Genomic DNA, 17,967 nt, shown 5'->3' with positions numbered 1-17,967 from the left:
ATTTTATGGAGCTGTTGTTACTGGCGGATGCGCCATCTGCCGCAGGCGTGGTTGCCTCATGGTATTTTGACGAATGGTGCCGCGACACTGGTCGCTGCACGCAAGACCAGGTACTGGCCAAGGTCACGGCGGCCACCCAGGTCGACCGGGCTCCGCTGATGGTACTGGCCCGCCTGGCCGGTGAATGGGTGGGGGCTGCCGAGCTCAAGATCCGCGAAATGGCGATGTTTCCCGAGTACGAGCATTGGTTGGGTGGGGCCTATGTGGTTGAAAAAGCACGCGGGCAGGGGGTCGCTTCCTTGCTGGTAACAGAGATCCTCAGCCGTGCTCGCAGGGCGGGGATCAGCAAGCTGTACTTGCAAACCGAGAACCTGACCGGTGGTGTTTATTGCCGTCATGGTTTCAAGGCCCTTGAGGAGGTCCATTATAAAGGCCTTCATGTGCTGGTGATGGTGGCGGATACCGGCGTCCCGTCCTCGTCAGAAAAGGTGGTCCAGTGATGCTTGATACTGCTGTTCTGCCGGTATAGCCAGTTCGCGCAATCAATAAAAAAGCCAGTCAGGGTCACTGACTGGCTTTTTTGTTGGCGCTTGTCGGGGTCAGTCGATGAGACTGGCCCACAGGTCATACTCGTCCGCTTCATCGATGCGGACTTTGACCATGTCGCCGGGCTTGAGGCCGGTTTCACCGTTCAGATAGACCAGGCCGTCGATTTCGGGGGCATCGGCGGCGGAGCGGCCAGTGGCGCCCTCTTCGTCCACCTCGTCGATCAGTACCAGCATCTCCTTGCCGACCTTGCGGGCCAGCTTGCGGATGGAGACCTGCTGCTGCAGCTCCATGAAGCGCTGGAAGCGCTCTTCCTGCACTTCTTCCGGCACCGGATCCGGCAGCTCGTTGGCCTTGGCGCCTTCGACCGGGCTGTATTTGAAGCAGCCGACCCGATCCAGCTCCGCCTTGTCGATGAAGTCCAGCAGCATCTGGAACTCTTCTTCGGTTTCGCCGGGGAAGCCGACGATGAAGGTGGAACGCAGGGTGATCTCGGGGCAGATCTCGCGCCACTTCTGGATCCGCTCCAGGGTGCGCTCGACGGTGCCCGGGCGCTTCATCAGCTTGAGGATGCGCGGGCTGGCGTGTTGCAGCGGGATGTCGAGGTAGGGCAGTACCTTGCCATCGCGCATCAGCGGGATGACGTCATCCACGTGCGGGTACGGGTAGACGTAGTGCAGGCGCACCCACATGCCGAGCTTGGCCAGCTCTTCGCACAGGGCCACCATGCTGGTCTTGACCGGCATGCCGTCGTAGAAACCGGTGCGGTGCTTGACGTCCACGCCGTAGGCGGAGGTGTCCTGGGAGATCACCAGGATCTCCTTCACGCCGGCCTCTTTCAGGCGCTTGGCCTCGGCCAGTACTTCGCCGATGGGGCGGCTCACCAGATCCCCGCGCATGGAGGGGATGATGCAGAAGGTGCAGCGGTGGTTGCAGCCTTCAGAAATCTTCAGATAGGCGTAGTGGCGGGGGGTCAGCTTGACGCCCTGGGCCGGCACCAGGCTGGTGAAGGGGTTGTGGGTCGGCTTCTCGACGTACTTGTGCACGTGGCCCAGCACCTCTTCATAGGCGTGGGGACCGGTGATCTCGAGCACCTTGGGGTGGATCTCGCGGATCTGGTTCTCTTTGGCACCGAGGCAGCCGGTGACGATCACCTTGCCGTTCTCGGCCAGGGCCTCGCCGATGGCTTCCAGGGACTCCTGTACCGCGCTGTCGATGAAGCCGCAGGTGTTGACCACCACCACTTCCGCATCGTCATAGCTGGGCACCACGTCGTACCCTTCGGTACGCAGCTGGGTTAGGATGCGCTCGGAATCGACCAGATTTTTGGGGCATCCCAAGCTCACAAAACCAATCCTTGGGTGATGAGACCTAATAATGCTGGAAGTCGCTTGTTGGACAGGTTGGTTGTCCAATGGCTGAGCCTGCGTGGTTGCAGGCGTCAGGCTGTCTGAGCTGGGGTCAAAACGGTTGACAGTCATAGGGGGTCGCTGGTCACTGATGCAAAAAAAGATGGCGGATTATACCTGATGAGCAGGAAAGAGGAAGAACATGGCTGGGTGTTTTTTAATCTACTTTTCCAGAGACTCATGGGTATTTCTAATATTTTTACGGGGGCGTTGGGGAGAGGTAGGCGAGTGCCTGATGAGCCAGACTGAAAACTCACCACAATGTTGCCTTGTTCTGGCCTGCATTATATGCGTCAACCATAAACAAATGAGTCTATCCTCCAACTGCAAAGTGGGGTTTGTACAAAACTCACTCGCTATCATCTTGGTACCCAAGAATCACCCGGATGGCACGAAGAAGGGTTCACTTTACAAAGAGAACTCAGCTCAGGGATGACTCCTGTGCTCTCAGCAGCTATTTCCATCCCCATATCGCTACTACTTACCGACTTGCCTTTGTGGCCTGACAAACACCCGAAGTGTCAGTTTCCCGGAATTAGCTCAAAATCACAAAATCAAAACAACGTTTCACTTTTAAATTGATGGTGTTTTCATTTATTGGTATCGTGCGTTCCACAAAGTAAAGCGTAAGTACGCAGTCATTGATGCCGTAAAGGCCCTGAATTGAGGTTCATTATGCAAATTCGTCAAAGCATCCATAGCGACCATGCCAAGCAACTTGATACTCAGGGCCTGCGCCGTGAGTTTCTGGTTGAGGAGATCTTCACCCCGAACAAGCTGACCATGACCTACAGCCACATCGATCGCATCGTGTTCGGTGGCATGATGCCGGTCAACGGCCCGCTTGGCTTCTCAGACGAGCTAGGTAAAACCTTTGGTGTCAGCTATTTCCTCGAACGTCGCGAGCTTGGGCTTATCAACATCGGTGGCCCCGGTGTGGTTACTGTGGATGGAACCACCTTTGAAGTCGGTAATGCCGAAGCGCTTTACGTGGGACAGGGCGCCAGGGAGCTAAGTTTTGCCAGCGTCGATGCCTCGCAACCGGCCAAGTTTTACTACAACAGTGCTCCGGCCCACATGCATTTCCCGACCCGCAAAGTCACCAAGGAGCAGGCTTCCCCCAGCACCATCGGTGACGCGTCTACCAGCAACCGTCGCACCATCTACAAATACCTGGTGCCGGATGTACTGCCGACCTGTCAATTGGTAATGGGCATGACCCAGCTGGAGGAAGGTAGTTTGTGGAACACCATGCCTTGCCACACTCATGAGCGTCGTATGGAGGTCTACTTCTACTTCAACATGAAAGAGGATGCGGCTGTATTCCACATGATGGGCAAGCCTGACGAGACTCGCCATTTGCTGATCCACAACGAGCAGGCAGTGATCTCGCCAAGTTGGTCCATTCACTCCGGAGTAGGTACCCAGGCTTATACCTTTATCTGGGGCATGGTCGGCGAGAATCAGGTGTTCGGTGACATGGATCATGTTGCCATCGAGGATCTGCGTTAATTCCCTTTATGTCCGGGCCCGCTTCAGATGGCCCGCATCACCACCATCAAGACTGTCACGCTGGGTGGCAGCAGAGGAAATAAGATGATTCTCAATGCATTCGATTTGAAGGGTAAGATTGCCATCGTGACCGGTTGCGATACCGGTCTGGGTCAGGGTATGGCGTTGGGCCTGGCTCAGGCAGGCTGTGACATCGTTGGTGTCAACATTGTCGAGCCTACCGATACCATTGCCAAGGTCGAGGCCATTGGCCGCCAGTTCCTTAGTCTCAAGGCCGATGTCAGCAAGGTTGATACCTTACCAGGACTGGTGGATCAAGCCGTCTCCCGGTTTGGTCGGGTCGACATCCTGGTCAACAACGCTGGCATCATTCGCCGAGAAGACGCCATCAACTTCAGCGAGAAGGACTGGGATGATGTGATGAACATCAACATCAAGAGCGTCTTCTTCATGTCCCAAGCAGTCGCGAAGCAGTTTATCGCTCAGGGCCAGGGCGGCAAGATCATTAATATTGCCTCCATGCTCTCGTATCAGGGCGGGATCAGGGTGCCTTCCTACACAGCCTCCAAGAGCGGCGTGATGGGGATCACCCGCCTGCTGGCCAATGAATGGGCAAGCCAAGGTATCAACGTGAACGCCATTGCTCCCGGTTACATGGCCACCAACAATACGACAGCTCTGCGTGCAGATGAGGATCGCAATGCCGCCATTCTGGAACGAATCCCGGCCGGACGTTGGGGTGTACCCGATGACATGATGGGCCCGGCAGTCTTCCTTGCCTCTGCGGCTTCCGACTACATCAATGGTTACACAATCGCTGTGGATGGTGGCTGGTTGGCCCGCTGATCTCTTAAGATGCAACAAGGCGCCAATGGCGCCTTTTTTGTTCAATCCTGTTACGGAATTTACCCTATGCATCTTGATGCACCTTGGCTGGCCCAGCTCCTTGGGTTGCTGGCTTGCGCTATCGGTGCCACCGCTTTTTTGCAACACCAGGATCAGAAATTGCGGCGGCACCTGACTCTTAATGGGGTACTTTTGGCTCTGCATTTTATGATGCTCGGTGCGACGGTCGCCGCCATAAACTGCCTGCTGTGTGCAGTCCGCACGTGGGTTTCCGGGTACCACCGAACGTTAAGTGTCATGTGGAGCTTTATTGTGTTCGTTTGGGTGCTGGTGCTTCCTCAGCTGGAACACCCCATGCAATTGCTCACCCTGACGGGGACCACGTTGAGTACCTATGCCCTGTTCAGATTGGATGGACTACCACTGCGAGGGTGCATGCTGGTCAGCAGTCTCTGTTGGGTTGTACACAACCTCTGGGCTGGTTCGATTGGCGGGAGTCTGTTAGAGGGGATGTTCTTCGTCATCAATGGCTACACCATGGTTTCCCTCTACCGACACCAAGGTGTAGCGCCGCTCGGTCGGGTTCGATAACCGGGAGCATTGAGTGGATGCCTGACTGGTATCCACTCATATGATGAGGCTAAGTAAGGCGCTTACGCTCTCAGTTTGAGGTAAAGGGATAGTCGTGATAGCCAAGCTCCGCCGAAATGCGGGCAGCAGCTTCATGTAGCAAACTAACAAGTTCGGCACGTTTGCTTTCTTCAAAACGGACTATCGGTAGTGACAAAGAGAGCCCGGTGATGATGCGCCCCATCCGGTTGTAGATAGGCACACCGAAGCAACGCAGCCCGTTCTCATTTTCTTCATTGTCTTCCGCATAGCCTTGCTCGCGCACCTGGGCCAGCTCCACCAACAGGGCATCAACATTGGCCAGGGTATGTTCGGTGAAGCGCTCAAACGTTACTCCGGCCAACATGCTCCGCACCTCTTCTTCTGGTAGCCAAGCCATCATTACCTTGCCAAGCGCGGTGCTGTAGAGTGGGCAGCGGCGACCGATACGGGAGTACATACGCAGATTGTATTCGGAGTCGATCTTGTGCAGATAGACGACACTGTTTTCATCTAGTGCCCCCAGGTGCAGCGTTTCTTTGGTCAACTTACCCAAACGGTGCATCTGGACATCAGCGATTTGGATCAAATCCTGGTGCTCCAGCGCTCTTCCACCCAGTTCGAAAAGCTTCAGACTAAGGGTGTACTTGTCAGTCTCCCCTTCCTGATTGACATAACCAAGCGTCTTCATTGTCTGCAAAAAACGATAAACAGTGCTTTTTGACATCATGATCCGCTGGGACAGCTCAGTCACTCCGATATCTTTTTGTTCACTCAAGGCCTGCAAGATACCGAACACTTTCAGTACTGACGAGACCGAATCCGGTGAGTTATCTACCGCTGACATCTATATCCCCTTATAAAATCTATCGTTTCATTATATTTGAAACAAGCGCGCAATCATAGCCAAGGTCGCAGCTACCTTACCTGATTACGGTATCAAACAGAACCATTTAAAACGCTTCTCACGCCGGGCATCCTCCTCAGGCTGAAGAACCTTTGCGTTCCGTCACAATTTAATGAAATGGCGTTTCAATTCATTTGATAGTTTCGTTTCATTAAATAGAATGAACCCATCATAAAAGTGGGAGGACATATGGCTATCAAGGTTGCCGTCATTGGCGAATGCATGATCGAGCTATCGGAGAGCAAGGTGAACATCGTCCGCCATTTCGGTGGAGATACGCTCAACACGGCTGTCTATCTGGCACGAGCCAACACTGAGCTGGCCGTACACTATGTGACCGCAATGGGAACCGATGCCATCAGCAATACCATGTTGCAGCAGTGGCAACAGGAAGGTGTCCATACCGATCTGGTGCAGCGTTTTGCTCACAAATTGCCCGGCCTCTACCTCATTGAAACTGACGAGCACGGCGAGCGGACCTTCCATTACTGGCGCAGCGATGCGGCTGCCCGTTACTGGTTGCAAGGCGATGAAGCGGAGCATATCTGCCAGCAATTGCACGAGTTCGACTACATCTATTTGAGTGGTATCAGCCTAGCCATCCTGTCCCAAGCGGACAGGGAAACCCTGCTGCAACGTCTTGCCGAGTGTCGCGCTGCCGGGGTGAAGATCGCCTTTGACAACAACTACCGGCCACGCCTTTGGGAAAGCCGCGAAGCGGCACAGCAGGCCTATCACGCCATGCTGACGCTGACTGACCTTGCTTTCCTGACACTCGATGACGAGTACGCCTTGTGGGGAGATAGCCAGGTTGATCAGACGCTGGCGCGGACTCAGGCCCTTGGAGTCAGTGAAATAGTTGTCAAACGTGGTGCAGAGTCCTGCCTCATCGTGCAGGACGAACGGTGCAATGAAGTTCCTGCCGTGTCACTGGCACAGACGCAGGTGATAGACACTACGGCGGCTGGTGACTCGTTCAGCGCAGGTTACCTTGCCAAACGACTGGCCAACGCCTCGGTAAACGACTCAGCACAATATGCCCATCGACTGGCGAGCACTGTTATTCAGCATCGCGGCGCCATCATCCCTTTGCTGGCGATGCCAGCCACCACCAATGCCAGTGAGGAATCCCATGTCAGTATTGCTTGAACAACTGTCCAGCCTGAAGATCATCCCCGTCATCGCTATCAAGAATGCCGATGATGCAGTGGCCCTTGGTCAGGCTTTGATGGACAACGGCATGCCGAGCGCGGAAATCACTTTCCGCACACCCGCTGCGGCCGATGCAATCCGTCAACTGCGAGCAGCCTTCCCCAACATGACCATCGGGGCGGGGACCGTGCTCACTACAGCCCAAGTGGATCAGGCTATAGAAGCAGGGGTGGATTTCATCGTCAGTCCAGGACTCAATCCACGGATCGTTCAGTATTGCCAGGCGCGAGGTGTACCTATCATCCCTGGAGTCAATAATCCCAGCCTGGTTGAGCAAGCAATAGAGCTTGGTCTGTATACACTCAAGTTCTTCCCGGCAGAGGCTTCCGGCGGGCTGGCCATGCTCAAGGCCCTAAGCGCCGTCTATCCCGTTACTTTTATGCCTACCGGCGGTATCAGCCCGAGTAATGTGAAGGATTATCTGGCCCAAGGGACAGTGTTTGCCTGCGGCGGTACCTGGATGGTCCCGGCTGATCTCATTGAGCGGCGGGAGTGGGACAAGATTGGCTCGCTTGCACGGGATGCCATGGCGGCACTTTAACCCTCATTCGGGCCTGGTGGCCGGGCCCATACCACAGATACGTAACGATAACTCCGATCTGACTCGCTCGATGGACGGCGCTCGCCTGCCTGTACCGACGATCAAGACGGACAACGCGACAAGGAAATCCGGCTCATGATCATCGGTAATATAAATCAACTCGCAATGGCGATGTTACCCACTCCGTTATTGCAGCTTTTACAAAGAGAAGAGTGCTCCCATCAGCATTTGCTGAGCCAGCAGGATGGAAAGTTCGAGATAATCGAGAATGACGTTTTTTATCTTATTTCAAGCCCAACAACTGCTCCTGAAGATTGTTTAAAAAGTGAATTTCATGATCAGTTTATCGATATTCAGATACTGTTGTGTGGCCAAGAGGTAATCGCTACCAGTGCAGCCATTACCTCTCCACATTCATATCAGGAAACCAAGCCTGACTTGATCTTCATTGACCAAGATGAGATTACCAATCGGATACTACTTGGAACGGGTGATTTTGCCATTTTTTATCCGGGTGAAGTTCATCGTCCGACTTGCCAAGTAAATACATCGAAAAAGATAAAAAAAGCCGTTTTCAAGGTCAGCAAAACGTGGCTGGCCAATCAATAAAACTATTAAAAATACAGAGTTGAAACTTTTTACGTTATTTCTTTTGTCATTATTGAGGTCTATATGAAAATCAAACAGACGTTGGATAAAATTCCGGGGGGGATCATGCTGATCCCGCTGCTTCTGGGCGCAACTTTAAATACATTTGCTCCCGGTACCGCAGAGTATTATGGCGGCTTCACCAAAGGGATCATCACAGGTACAGTGCCAATCTTGGCGGTCTGGTTCTTCTGTATCGGCGCTTCCATTAATCTCAAAGCCACCGGTACCGTGATCCGCAAATCCGGTGTACTGGTAGTCACCAAAATAGCAGTAGCCTGGTTGGTTGCTGTACTGGCATCCCAACTGCTACCCGAGCACGGTATTGAGGCCGGTCTGCTCGCGGGATTGTCCACTCTGGCTCTCGTCTCAGCTATGGATATGACTAACGGCGGTCTTTATGCCAGCCTGATGAACCAGTACGGCACCAAGGAAGAGTCCGGTGCGTTCGTGTTAATGTCTATCGAGTCCGGTCCTCTGATGACCATGGTTATCCTTGGTGCAACAGGGCTGGCCTCCTTCCAGGGACACCATTTTGTTGGGGCGGTCCTACCTTTCCTTATCGGTTTTGCTCTTGGTAATTTGGACTCTGATCTTAAGGAGTTCTTCAGTAAAGCCACCGGTACTCTGATCCCCTTCTTCGGTTTTGCACTGGGCAATACCATCAACTTCTCAGTCATCATAGAGACTGGGTTACTCGGAATTTTGCTTGGCTTGGCAGTGATTGTTATCACCGGGATCCCACTCATCTTCGCCGACAAGTGGCTGGCTGGTGGTAATGGTACTGCCGGGGTAGCGGCCTCTTCCACCGCCGGGGCTGCCGTTGCCAACCCGATGATAATCGCCCAGATGAACCCGGCGTTTGCACCGGTGGCTCAATCTGCAACCGCGCTGGTCGCAACCTGTGTGATCGTAACGGCTGTGCTAGTACCTATCCTTACTGCTATTTACAGTAAGAGGTTCTCGATTAAGGAAAATGTTATGGTCGACTCGGTTCAAGCTACATCACGCAGTGCCTGACATGACCATTTAACTGTACCAAGTTTATTTTGTATATAATAAAGCCTCTGACATACCTCATGTCAGAGGCTTTATTTATTTTCACTACGTAGTGAAAAATTGCTGATGATAACGTTGATCTGCGAACCCTAAACTTAATTGTAAGTGCCAATGTGGAAAGTTTATTTCCCCCCTAGTGGTGGCTATTAATAACCAAGCGCTTTTGGGCAACCCAAGGAGACGAATCCTACTTTGGGGGCCTGTTTTGTGTTGGACATCGCTCAATCACTCTTAGGTGGCTCTAGTTTTAGGGCGCGGATTTTACCGGAATGGCTAACCAAAAACTATACAGCCGGCACGGCGGAATCGAACAATATCTCCGGCGAGGCAGGATTGTGCCAAGGCAGGCCCGTTTTGAACCGATACGGGCCGATGGCGGTACCCTTGCTCCGTCAGCTCGCCGGCTGTTGAGTTTCAACTCAATTTTGCGAGAGCGGGAAGACGGGTGTCACTATACTCCCTGCAGGCAGACTGGAAGGAAGGACGGGATGGACAGCTCATTTGGCGAGAGAATGCAGAACGTGCACGCCACGCTCAGGCAGCGGTTTGACAAGTTGAGCCGGGTGGCCATCGCGATTTATGACCAGCACACGGACAGGCTCAAGACCTTTGCCCACAGCACCGAGGGAAGTTCCCCGCTGGTGCAGTACGAGGTCAAGCTGAGCGACGTCCCCTCCCTGCGCTATCTGGCCGAACACCGGCAAGCAAGGGTGCTCGACACGCTGGACTCGCTGCTGGGCTCCCCCTCCGAGCACAGCCGCAAGCTGCTGGCGGCCGGTTATGAATCCAGCTACACCGAGCCGCTGTTGTTCAACAGCAAATTGTTCGGTTTTCTGTTTTGCGATGCCAGGGAGCCTGGCTACTTCGACCCCGCCATCCGCGGCGAACTGGCGGCATACGCCCAGATCCTGGCGGCCATCATAGCTGTGGAGTTTTTCTCGATTCAGACCCTGAGCGGCGCGCTTACCACGGCGCGGGAGTTCAGCCGCTACCGGGATGAAGAGACCGCCAATCACCTGCACCGGATGTCGGCCTATTCACGGCTCATCGCCTGCGCCGTGGCCACCCGTTATCCCTTGAGCGACGAGGAGGTGGAGTTCATCTATCTCTTCTCTGAGCTGCACGACATCGGCAAGATTGCGGTGCCCGACGCCATCTTGCTCAAACCCGGTAAGCTGACGCCAGAGGAGTTCGGGGTGATGAAGATCCACCCGCTCAAGGGACGGGAGATGATCGCCCTGATGATCAGCGAGTTTGGTCTCGACGGCATCCATCACACCGACATGCTCAAGAACATCATCGCCTATCACCACGAGCGCTTCGACGGGCAGGGTTATCCGGAGGGGCTGGCGGGGGAGGCGATCCCGCTGGAGGCCCGCATCGTCGCGGTAGCCGACGTGTTCGATGCGCTCACCAGCGAGCGACCCTACAAGCAGGCCTGGACGTTCGAAGCGGCCTTTGCCTACCTTGAAACCCACGCCGGCAGTCAGTTCGACCCCGCCTGCGTCGCCGCGGCTCTGGGCAACAAGGAGGCGTTTCGCGCCATCCATCAGCAATACCGAGAGCCTGCTGCCAGCTAGGCGGCGGGCCTGGTGTCATGACTTGCCCTACCTCGTTTTGCCCTGTTGCGGCTCAGCCCGAGATAGCGTGAGAGCGGCGGCGGGCTTTGCCCCATCGAAGCCGCCAATCGGATGGAGCCCATCATGATGAGCGTCACTGATTGACCCGCCTCGTGCCATTGGGCTTATCCGGCTTAGGCCAGATCTGCTACTGTGACCATCAACTCATCACAAAGGGTGGAGCACAGCATGAAGATTCGATTCCTGGTGATAGCAACGGCCATGGCGCTGGCATCGGCTCCCAGCCTGGCTGACTGGGCCAAGGTGAAAGCGGCCGCGAGCGAGCTTGGCAGCGCGGTGAGCGACACCAGCAAGGAGGCGTGGCAGAGCGTCACCGACTTCTCCAAGGCGACCTGGGCATCGGTTTCCCAGTGGGGCTCGGAGGCGTTCAACACCGCCGGCGCCTGGACCGACAAGAGCGTGGCGACCGGCAAGGAGTGGCTGACGGTGGCCGACAAGAAGCTCGACGAGATGCTCGAGCCCAAGACGGCCGACGAGGCGCGGCTTGCCCTCGATACCATGGCCGATACCGCTCTGGTGCGGCTATTCAACCAGCAACCCTCGGCCAAGCTGTTGTTTGACAAGGCTTATGGCTATGCGGTGTTCGACTCGCGCAAGTTCTCCCTGATGCTGCACACCAACCAGGGGGCCGGGGTGGCGGTCAACCGCACGAGCGGCAAGCACACCTACATGAAGATGTTCGGTGCCGGGCTTGCGGCCGGGCTCGGCGGCAAGTTCTACCAGCAGGTGATCCTGTTTGAAGACAAGGCCAGGTTCGATGCTTTCGTCAGCCAAGGCTGGGAGGCCACCTCCGAGATGGGGGCCGTGGCGGGCAAGGAGAGCGCCGAGCTCAGCGCCAAGTACAACGGTGGCATGGCCATCTACCAGATCGGCGAGAAAGGCTTGCTGCTCGATGCCAACATCTCTGGCTCCAAGTACTGGGTGGACAAGGATCTGACCCGCTAGTCACCCGCTTTCCGGCCTTTTCCGTCGGCCCGCATCTTGCTGGCTGATGGGAAGGCCGTCACTTGGCAAATAATCTGCCCTCGCATCGCCTGTTACGGGCTGCTTACCCCCTCTCATCCCGCTTGTCTTGTGGTTTTCTACTTGTTGGCACCCTAATTGCTTACACCCTGACAGCGTCAATGATTTGTCTGGGGATGGAATATGGAAATTAGTGCAAGCAGCCTGATGCAAGAGATGCAGGCTCTCAAGGTCGAAGCCGGCGCCACGCCGCTGACCCAGCCCGGCCGCCAGGTCACGTCCGACTTTGGCCAGTTGCTGCAACAGGCCCTTGGCAACGTCAACGAGTTGCAGGGGGCCGCCAACGATCTGCGTACCCGTTTCGACATGGGCGACAACTCGGTCGACTTGTCCCAGGTGATGATCGCCGGGCAGAAATCCTCCATCGCCTTCGAGGCGACGGTGCAGGTACGCAACAAGATGGTCGATGCCTACAAGACCATCATGAACATGCCGGTATAAGCGCGCTCACCATGGCAACTGAACATCATGAACATGTCAGCAATAAGGACATAAATCGTGGCTAATGACCAAAATGGCGAACTGCTGATGAACGATGAGGGCAGTGCCGCCCTCGATGAGAATGAGCAGAAGAGTTCAGCACTCGGCTTTCTGTCCAACACGGATGTGCTGCGTCAGATCACCCTGATCCTGGGGTTGGCCATCTGTCTGGCGATCGCCGTTTTCATCCTGCTGTGGGGCAAGGAGCCGGACATGCGGCCCCTTGGCACCTACACCACCCAGGAGCTGGTCAAGACCCTCGACTACCTCGATCAGCAGAAGATCCCCTATCAGGTGGATGGCAAGAGCGTGCTGGTCAGTGCCGAGAACTACTCCAGCATCCGGCTGGCGCTGACCCGTGCCGGCCTGGCCAACGCCACCGACACCACCAGTGACGGGGAAGACATCCTGCTCAAGGACTCCAGCTTTGGTGTCAGCCAGCGCATGGAGAGCGAGCGTCTCAAGCTGAGCCGCGAGCGTCAGCTGGCCAGCGCCATCGAGCAGTTCCAGAACGTGGCCAAGGCCCAGGTACTGCTGGCCATCCCGAAAGACAACGTGTTTGCCCGCAACGAACGCAAACCGAGCGCCACCGTGGTGCTGAGCCTCAAGGGCAATGCCCTCGGTCAGGGGGAAGTGGACTCCATCGTCGACATGGTCGCCTCCGCGGTGCACGGTCTGGAGCCGACTCGCGTCACCGTGACCGACCAGAACGGCCGCCTGCTCAATTCGGGCTCCCAGGATCCCGTCTCTGCCCAGACTCGCAAGGAGTTTGCGATGCAGCAGAAACAGGAGCTGGAATACAAACAAAAAATTGACGCCATCCTGATCCCGGTGCTCGGCGCCGACAATTATACGGCGGAGGTTGATCTCTCCCTCGACTTCTCCCAGCAGGAGCAGACCCGCAAGACCTACAACCCGGACTTGCCGGCGGTGCGCTCCGAAATGACCATGGAAGAGAACAGCGCCAACGGCAGCAACGGTGGCGTGCCCGGCGCCCTCTCCAACCAGCCGCCTGCCGCCTCCAACATTCCGCAGCAGGCGACCGGCCCCAATGCCGAAACGACCGCCTCCTCTTCCGGCCGCTCCCGCAAGGAGGCGACCCGCAACTTCGAACTGGATACCACCGTCAGCCATATCCGGCGCCAGATGGGTGGCATTCGCCGCATGACCGTCTCGGTGGCGGTGGATTACAAGGCGTCTACCGCTGCCGATGGCAAGGTGACCCGCGAGCCCCGTACCCAGCCCGAACTCGATACCCTGCGCCGTCTGCTGAGCGGTGGCCTTGGCTTTGATGTGACCCGTGGTGATACTCTGGAGGTGGTCGCCATCCCGTTCAACCGGCCCGAGCTCGAAAGCGTGGCCGAAGCGCCGCTCTACGAGCAGCCCTGGTTCTGGCGTGCGGTGCGCATTGCCGCCTCCGTGCTGGTCATCATAGTGTTGATCGTCACCGTGGTGCGGCCCATGCTCAAGCGCCTGCTCTATCCGGATGCCAAGCCGGAAGGGGAACTGGACTTCGACAACCACACCGTCTTGGGTGGGGATGATGAGCTCAGTCTGCTGGCGGCTCAGGCTGAATCCGAGCCGGTGTTCGGGGTACGTGACGGCCATCTGAAACTGCCGGATCTGCACCGTGACGAGGACTTGCTCAAGGCGGTACGTGCGCTGGTGGCGAACGAACCAGATCTGGCCGCACAGGTCATTAAAGAATGGGTAGCGAACAAAGATGGCTGACGAAAACAAGACACAGGTCACCGGCAATGACATCACCGACAGTCAGCGCCAGATCCTGGATCAGATGAGCGGGATGGAGATGGCGGCGGTATTGATGCTGAGCCTCAACGAAGAGGATGCCGCTCAGATCTTCCGCCATCTCGAACCCAAGCAGGTGCAGCGGCTCGGCATGTCGATGGCCTCCATGTCGGATTTCAGTCACGACCGGGTGGCGGCGGTACACCGTCAATTCATCGACGACATCCAGAAGTACACCAACATCGGTATCGGCAGCGAAGATTTCGTACGCAAGGCGCTGGTGGCAGCCCTTGGCGAAGACAAGGCGAGCAACCTGGTGGACCAGATTATCCTGGGTTCAGGTGCCCGCGGCCTCGACTCGCTCAAGTGGATGGATGCCCGCCAGGTGGCCAGCATCATCCAGAACGAACACCCGCAGATCCAGACCATCGTCCTCTCCTATCTGGAGCCGGAACAGTCGGCCGAGATCCTGAGCCAGTTCCCGGAACAGGTGCGCCTCGATCTGGTGATGCGTATCGCCAACCTGGAAGAGGTGCAACCGGCGGCGCTGCAAGAGCTCAACGACATCATGGAGAAACAGTTCGCCGGTGCGGCGGGTGCCCAGGCAGCCAAGATGGGCGGCTTGAAGGCGGCAGCCAACATCATGAACTACCTCGACACCAACATCGAAGGCCAGCTGATGGACTCCATCCGCGAGTCGGACGAAGAGATGAGCCAGCAGATCCAGGATTTGATGTTCGTGTTCGAAAACCTCATCGATGTGGACGATCGCGGCATCCAGACCATGCTGCGGGAAGTGCCGGGCGATCTGCTGCAACGGGCGCTCAAGGGCTCCGACGATCAGATGCGTGAGAAGGTATTCAAGAACATGTCCAAGCGGGCCGCCGAGATGCTGGCGGACGATCTGGAGGCCATGGGGCCGATCCGGGTCTCCGAAGTGGAAGCCGCCCAGAAGGAGATCCTCTCCATCGCCCGCCGTCTGGCGGATGCCGGCGAGATCATGCTGGGTGCCGGTGGCGGCGAGGAGTTCCTCTGATGAGCGGTCACGTCGGCGTGAATAGCAGACCGGGCAGCATTATGGCAAGGAGTGCGGCAGGCAGATGAACAACAACAAGCTGCGCGGTTATGTCAGACCCGACGGGGATGAGAGCCAGGTCCAGACCTGGGGCTGGCCCGAGATGGAGGTCGAGGCCGAAGTCGAGACCAATGCCCTCGGGCTGACGCCGGACTGGTATCGGCAGGAAGAAGAGGTCCCGGTCGAAGAACCGGTGGAGGAGCCGGCCCCCAGCATCACTGCCGAGGAGCTCGAAGCAATTCGCCAGGCCGCCTGGGAAGAGGGCATGGCCGAGGGGCGTGAAGCCGGTTACGCCAAGGGGCTTGAGGAGGGCAAGCTGGAAGGCTTGCAGCAGGGCCATGCCGCCGGGCTGGAGCAGGGCAAGGAGGAGGGGTTGGCCCTCGGTCGCGAGCTGGTGGATCAGCAGATGAGCCACTGGCAGGGACTGATCGATCGCCTCGCCAACCCGCTCAAGGAGCTGGACGGCGCGGTAGAGCAGCAGCTTATCGCCCTGGTGCTGCAGCTGGCCCGCGCCCTTATCCGTCACGAGGCCGAAACCTCGCCCCGGCTGTTGCTCGAAGCGCTCAAGCAGGGGCTGGCGCTGTTGCCGGCTGCCGAACTGGGGGTCACCCTGATGCTGCACCCGGACGATCTGGCCCGGGTCGAGCAGGCGTTCGGCGCCGAGGAGTGCGTCAAGCGCCACTGGCGGCTGCAAAGCGATCCCACCCTCTCACCCGGCGATCTGCAGCTGGCCACCGAACTCTCCAGCATCGATCTGACCCTCGCGGGGCGCATCGATCAGCTGCTGCGCAACTTCCTGCGCGACAATGCATCGCAGGATGCCCGCGGCTAAGGGCGTGCGGGCCGCCAGGGTGCGGCCCGTCTGCTTTCTCTACCCATTCAACGTCATATCTCAGGAGGCCGGATGAGCGGCTCGTTACTCAATCGGTTGCAAGGGTATCGGGTGCGCGATATCGCCCCCAAACCGCCGGTGGCCGGCAAGCTGACCCGGGTGGTGGGGCTGACCCTCGAAGCCATCGGCTGCCGCGCCGCCATCGGGGCACTCTGTCGCATCGATACCCAGGATGGCTCGCTGGAGGCCGAAGTAGTGGGCTTCTCCGGCGATCGGCTGTTTCTGATGCCGAGCGAACAGCTCAAGGGGGTCATTCCCGGTGCCCGGGTAGTGCCCATCACCGAGGAGCATGGCATCCCGGTCGGTATGAACCTGCTGGGGCGGGTCATCGACGGCATCGGCCAGCCGCTGGACGGGCTCGGCCCCATCCTCTCTTCCCAGACGGTGCAGTTTGCCCAGCATCGCATCAACCCGCTCTCCCGCCGCCCCATCCATCAACCAATGGACGTGGGGGTGCGCGCCATCAACGCTGTGCTGACGGTGGGGCAGGGCCAGCGGATGGGGCTGTTCGCCGGCTCCGGCGTCGGCAAATCCGTGCTGCTCGGCATGATGACCCGCGGCTCGGTGGCCGACGTGGTGGTGGTCGGGCTCATCGGCGAACGGGGCCGCGAGGTGAAGGAGTTCATCGAGGAGATCCTGGGGGAGGAGGGGCGTGCCCGCTCCGTGGTAGTGGCGGCGCCGGCCGATGCCTCGCCGCTGATGCGGCTCAAGGGGTGTGAGACGGCGCTGGCCATCGCCGAGTATTTCCGCGATCAGGGGCTCAACGTGCTGCTGCTGATGGACTCGCTCACCCGTTACGCCCAGGCCCAGCGCGAGATCGCCCTGGCAGTGGGCGAACCGCCGGCCACCAAGGGTTATCCGCCCTCGGTGTTCGCCAAATTGCCGGCACTGGTAGAGCGGGCCGGCAACGGCAGCGACGGCCAGGGCTCGATAACGGCATTCTTCACCGTGCTGACGGAAGGGGACGATCTGCAGGATCCCATCGCCGACGCGGCGCGGGCCATCCTCGACGGCCACATCGTGCTGTCGCGCGAGCTGGCCGATGCGGGCCACTACCCGGCCATCGACATCGAAAAGTCCATCAGCCGGGTAATGCCCATGGTGACCTCGCCGGAACACATGGAGCTGGCGCGCACCCTCAAGCAGTTCTACTCCCTCTACCAGCAGAACCGGGATCTCATCACCATCGGTGCCTACAGCCAGGGCTCCGACCCCCGCATCGACCGCGCCATTATCCAGAAACCCTATCTGGATCAGTTCTTGCAACAGGGCATGCGCGAGGTCATTCACTACGATGCGGGCCTGCAGGCCCTGCAGCTGGTGGCCATGCCGCTGATGCGTTGACGAGAAGATAAGAGGGAGGCGTGCCCATGAGTAAAGGCTTGGTAATGTTGTCGGAGCGGCTGGTGGAGGCCGAACAGCAGGCGGCGCTGGCGTTGGCCAAGGCCCAGCAGGATCTGAAGATCTTCATGGAGCAGCAGGACGCGCTCAACCAGTACCGCCAGATCTACCACCAGCAGTGGACCGACCGCGGCCTGCAGGGCATAGGTGCCCAGCAGAACAGCCAGTATCACGCCTTCATCAACAAGCTCGAGCAGGCGGCCACCCAGCAGTACGAAGGAGTGCTGCAGGTACGCCAGGCGCTGGAATTGCGCCGCGAGGAGTGGCTGGCCGCCCAGCAGCGACGCAAGGCGGTGGAGTTGCTGCTGGCCAAACAGGCGGGACGCGAGCAGCAGAAAGCCCAGCGCCAGGAGCAGAAGATGCTGGACGAGTACGCCATGCTGCGCCGTTTCCACCATTCTGGCCTGTAACTTGCTTT

18 protein-coding genes are annotated in these 17,967 nt (G+C 57.8%); 16 read left to right on the top strand and 2 right to left on the bottom strand.

The genetic code is table 11. The features are described from left to right. Nucleotides 1-5: 5 nt before the first annotated feature. A complete protein-coding gene (locus OKC44_RS02260; protein WP_270810784.1) occupies nucleotides 6-500 on the top strand; it encodes a GNAT family N-acetyltransferase in 495 nt (164 codons plus the stop codon). A 99-nt stretch (nucleotides 501-599) separates the two neighbouring features. On the opposite strand, the gene rimO is transcribed toward OKC44_RS02260, so the two are convergent. Further along, on the bottom strand, nucleotides 600-2,027 hold the full coding sequence (gene rimO / locus OKC44_RS02255) for a 30S ribosomal protein S12 methylthiotransferase RimO (protein ID WP_270810782.1): 1,428 nt from the start codon (nucleotides 2,025-2,027) through the stop codon (nucleotides 600-602). A gap of 603 nt (nucleotides 2,028-2,630) precedes the next feature. Here rimO and kduI point away from each other — a divergent pair. Genes kduI through OKC44_RS02240 form a run of 3 tightly spaced genes read left to right on the top strand, consistent with a single transcriptional unit; the run spans nucleotide 2,631 to nucleotide 4,904 of the window. After that, complete coding sequence (kduI, locus tag OKC44_RS02250) at nucleotides 2,631-3,467, top strand: 5-dehydro-4-deoxy-D-glucuronate isomerase (RefSeq protein WP_042020308.1); 837 nt, start codon at nucleotides 2,631-2,633, stop codon at nucleotides 3,465-3,467. A 27-nt stretch (nucleotides 3,468-3,494) separates the two neighbouring features. Beyond that, nucleotides 3,495-4,313 carry a 2-dehydro-3-deoxy-D-gluconate 5-dehydrogenase KduD gene (gene kduD, locus OKC44_RS02245; protein WP_255912564.1) on the top strand — a complete coding sequence of 273 codons (819 nt, stop codon included), beginning with the start codon at nucleotides 3,495-3,497 and terminating at the stop codon, nucleotides 4,311-4,313. Between the two features lie 9 nt (nucleotides 4,314-4,322). Further along, nucleotides 4,323-4,904, top strand: a complete 582-nt coding sequence (locus tag OKC44_RS02240) for a YgjV family protein (protein WP_255912562.1) — start codon at nucleotides 4,323-4,325, stop codon at nucleotides 4,902-4,904. A 70-nt stretch (nucleotides 4,905-4,974) separates the two neighbouring features. Here the strand turns inward: OKC44_RS02240 and kdgR are convergent, their stop codons facing one another. Then, entirely contained in the window at nucleotides 4,975-5,769 is a 795-nt protein-coding gene (kdgR, locus tag OKC44_RS02235) for a DNA-binding transcriptional regulator KdgR (RefSeq protein WP_255912560.1), read from the bottom strand. Between the two features lie 249 nt (nucleotides 5,770-6,018). Between kdgR and OKC44_RS02230 the strand changes: the two genes are divergently transcribed. From OKC44_RS02230 to fliJ, 12 genes are all read left to right on the top strand, one after another. Then, nucleotides 6,019-6,978: a sugar kinase gene (locus OKC44_RS02230; protein WP_042657844.1), complete on the top strand. Its 960-nt coding sequence runs from the start codon at nucleotides 6,019-6,021 to the stop codon at nucleotides 6,976-6,978. After that, nucleotides 6,962-7,582 (top strand): bifunctional 4-hydroxy-2-oxoglutarate aldolase/2-dehydro-3-deoxy-phosphogluconate aldolase, encoded by a 621-nt coding sequence (locus tag OKC44_RS02225; protein WP_270810767.1) that lies wholly within the window; start codon nucleotides 6,962-6,964, stop codon nucleotides 7,580-7,582. Before OKC44_RS02230 ends, OKC44_RS02225 begins: the two co-directional genes overlap by 17 nt. A gap of 135 nt (nucleotides 7,583-7,717) precedes the next feature. Next, a complete protein-coding gene (locus OKC44_RS02220) occupies nucleotides 7,718-8,191 on the top strand; it encodes a YhcH/YjgK/YiaL family protein (protein ID WP_255912558.1) in 474 nt (157 codons plus the stop codon). A 63-nt stretch (nucleotides 8,192-8,254) separates the two neighbouring features. Then, entirely contained in the window at nucleotides 8,255-9,250 is a 996-nt protein-coding gene (gene kdgT, locus OKC44_RS02215) for a 2-keto-3-deoxygluconate transporter (protein ID WP_270810765.1), read from the top strand. Between the two features lie 527 nt (nucleotides 9,251-9,777). Then, a complete protein-coding gene (locus tag OKC44_RS02210) occupies nucleotides 9,778-10,869 on the top strand; it encodes an HD domain-containing phosphohydrolase (RefSeq protein ID WP_270810763.1) in 1,092 nt (363 codons plus the stop codon). A 228-nt stretch (nucleotides 10,870-11,097) separates the two neighbouring features. After that, the gene (befA, locus tag OKC44_RS02205; RefSeq protein ID WP_043124314.1) at nucleotides 11,098-11,874 is read left to right on the top strand and encodes a beta cell expansion factor BefA; all 777 of its coding nucleotides are present in this window, start codon (nucleotides 11,098-11,100) and stop codon (nucleotides 11,872-11,874) included. Nucleotides 11,875-12,075: 201 nt separating this feature from the next. Continuing rightward, complete coding sequence (gene fliE / locus OKC44_RS02200) at nucleotides 12,076-12,393, top strand: flagellar hook-basal body complex protein FliE (RefSeq protein ID WP_011705271.1); 318 nt, start codon at nucleotides 12,076-12,078, stop codon at nucleotides 12,391-12,393. Nucleotides 12,394-12,450: 57 nt separating this feature from the next. Beyond that, nucleotides 12,451-14,163, top strand: a complete 1,713-nt coding sequence (gene fliF / locus OKC44_RS02195; protein ID WP_016350050.1) for a flagellar basal-body MS-ring/collar protein FliF — start codon at nucleotides 12,451-12,453, stop codon at nucleotides 14,161-14,163. Continuing rightward, complete coding sequence (gene fliG / locus OKC44_RS02190; protein ID WP_011705273.1) at nucleotides 14,156-15,217, top strand: flagellar motor switch protein FliG; 1,062 nt, start codon at nucleotides 14,156-14,158, stop codon at nucleotides 15,215-15,217. The genes fliF and fliG overlap by 8 nt, the downstream gene beginning before the upstream one ends. Nucleotides 15,218-15,281: 64 nt before the next feature. Further along, entirely contained in the window at nucleotides 15,282-16,088 is an 807-nt protein-coding gene (gene fliH, locus OKC44_RS02185; RefSeq protein WP_270810761.1) for a flagellar assembly protein FliH, read from the top strand. 72 nt (nucleotides 16,089-16,160) lie between these two features. Next, nucleotides 16,161-17,492: a flagellar protein export ATPase FliI gene (gene fliI, locus OKC44_RS02180; protein ID WP_011705275.1), complete on the top strand. Its 1,332-nt coding sequence runs from the start codon at nucleotides 16,161-16,163 to the stop codon at nucleotides 17,490-17,492. A gap of 26 nt (nucleotides 17,493-17,518) precedes the next feature. Continuing rightward, nucleotides 17,519-17,959: a flagellar export protein FliJ gene (gene fliJ, locus OKC44_RS02175; RefSeq protein WP_011705276.1), complete on the top strand. Its 441-nt coding sequence runs from the start codon at nucleotides 17,519-17,521 to the stop codon at nucleotides 17,957-17,959. Nucleotides 17,960-17,967: the final 8 nt, after the last annotated feature.

It is taken from the genome of Aeromonas sp. S41-2 (assembly GCF_027705845.1).
Taxonomy (GTDB): Bacteria; Pseudomonadota; Gammaproteobacteria; order Enterobacterales; family Aeromonadaceae; genus Aeromonas; species Aeromonas hydrophila.
This window is presented reverse-complemented; position numbering and strand designations above follow the sequence as displayed.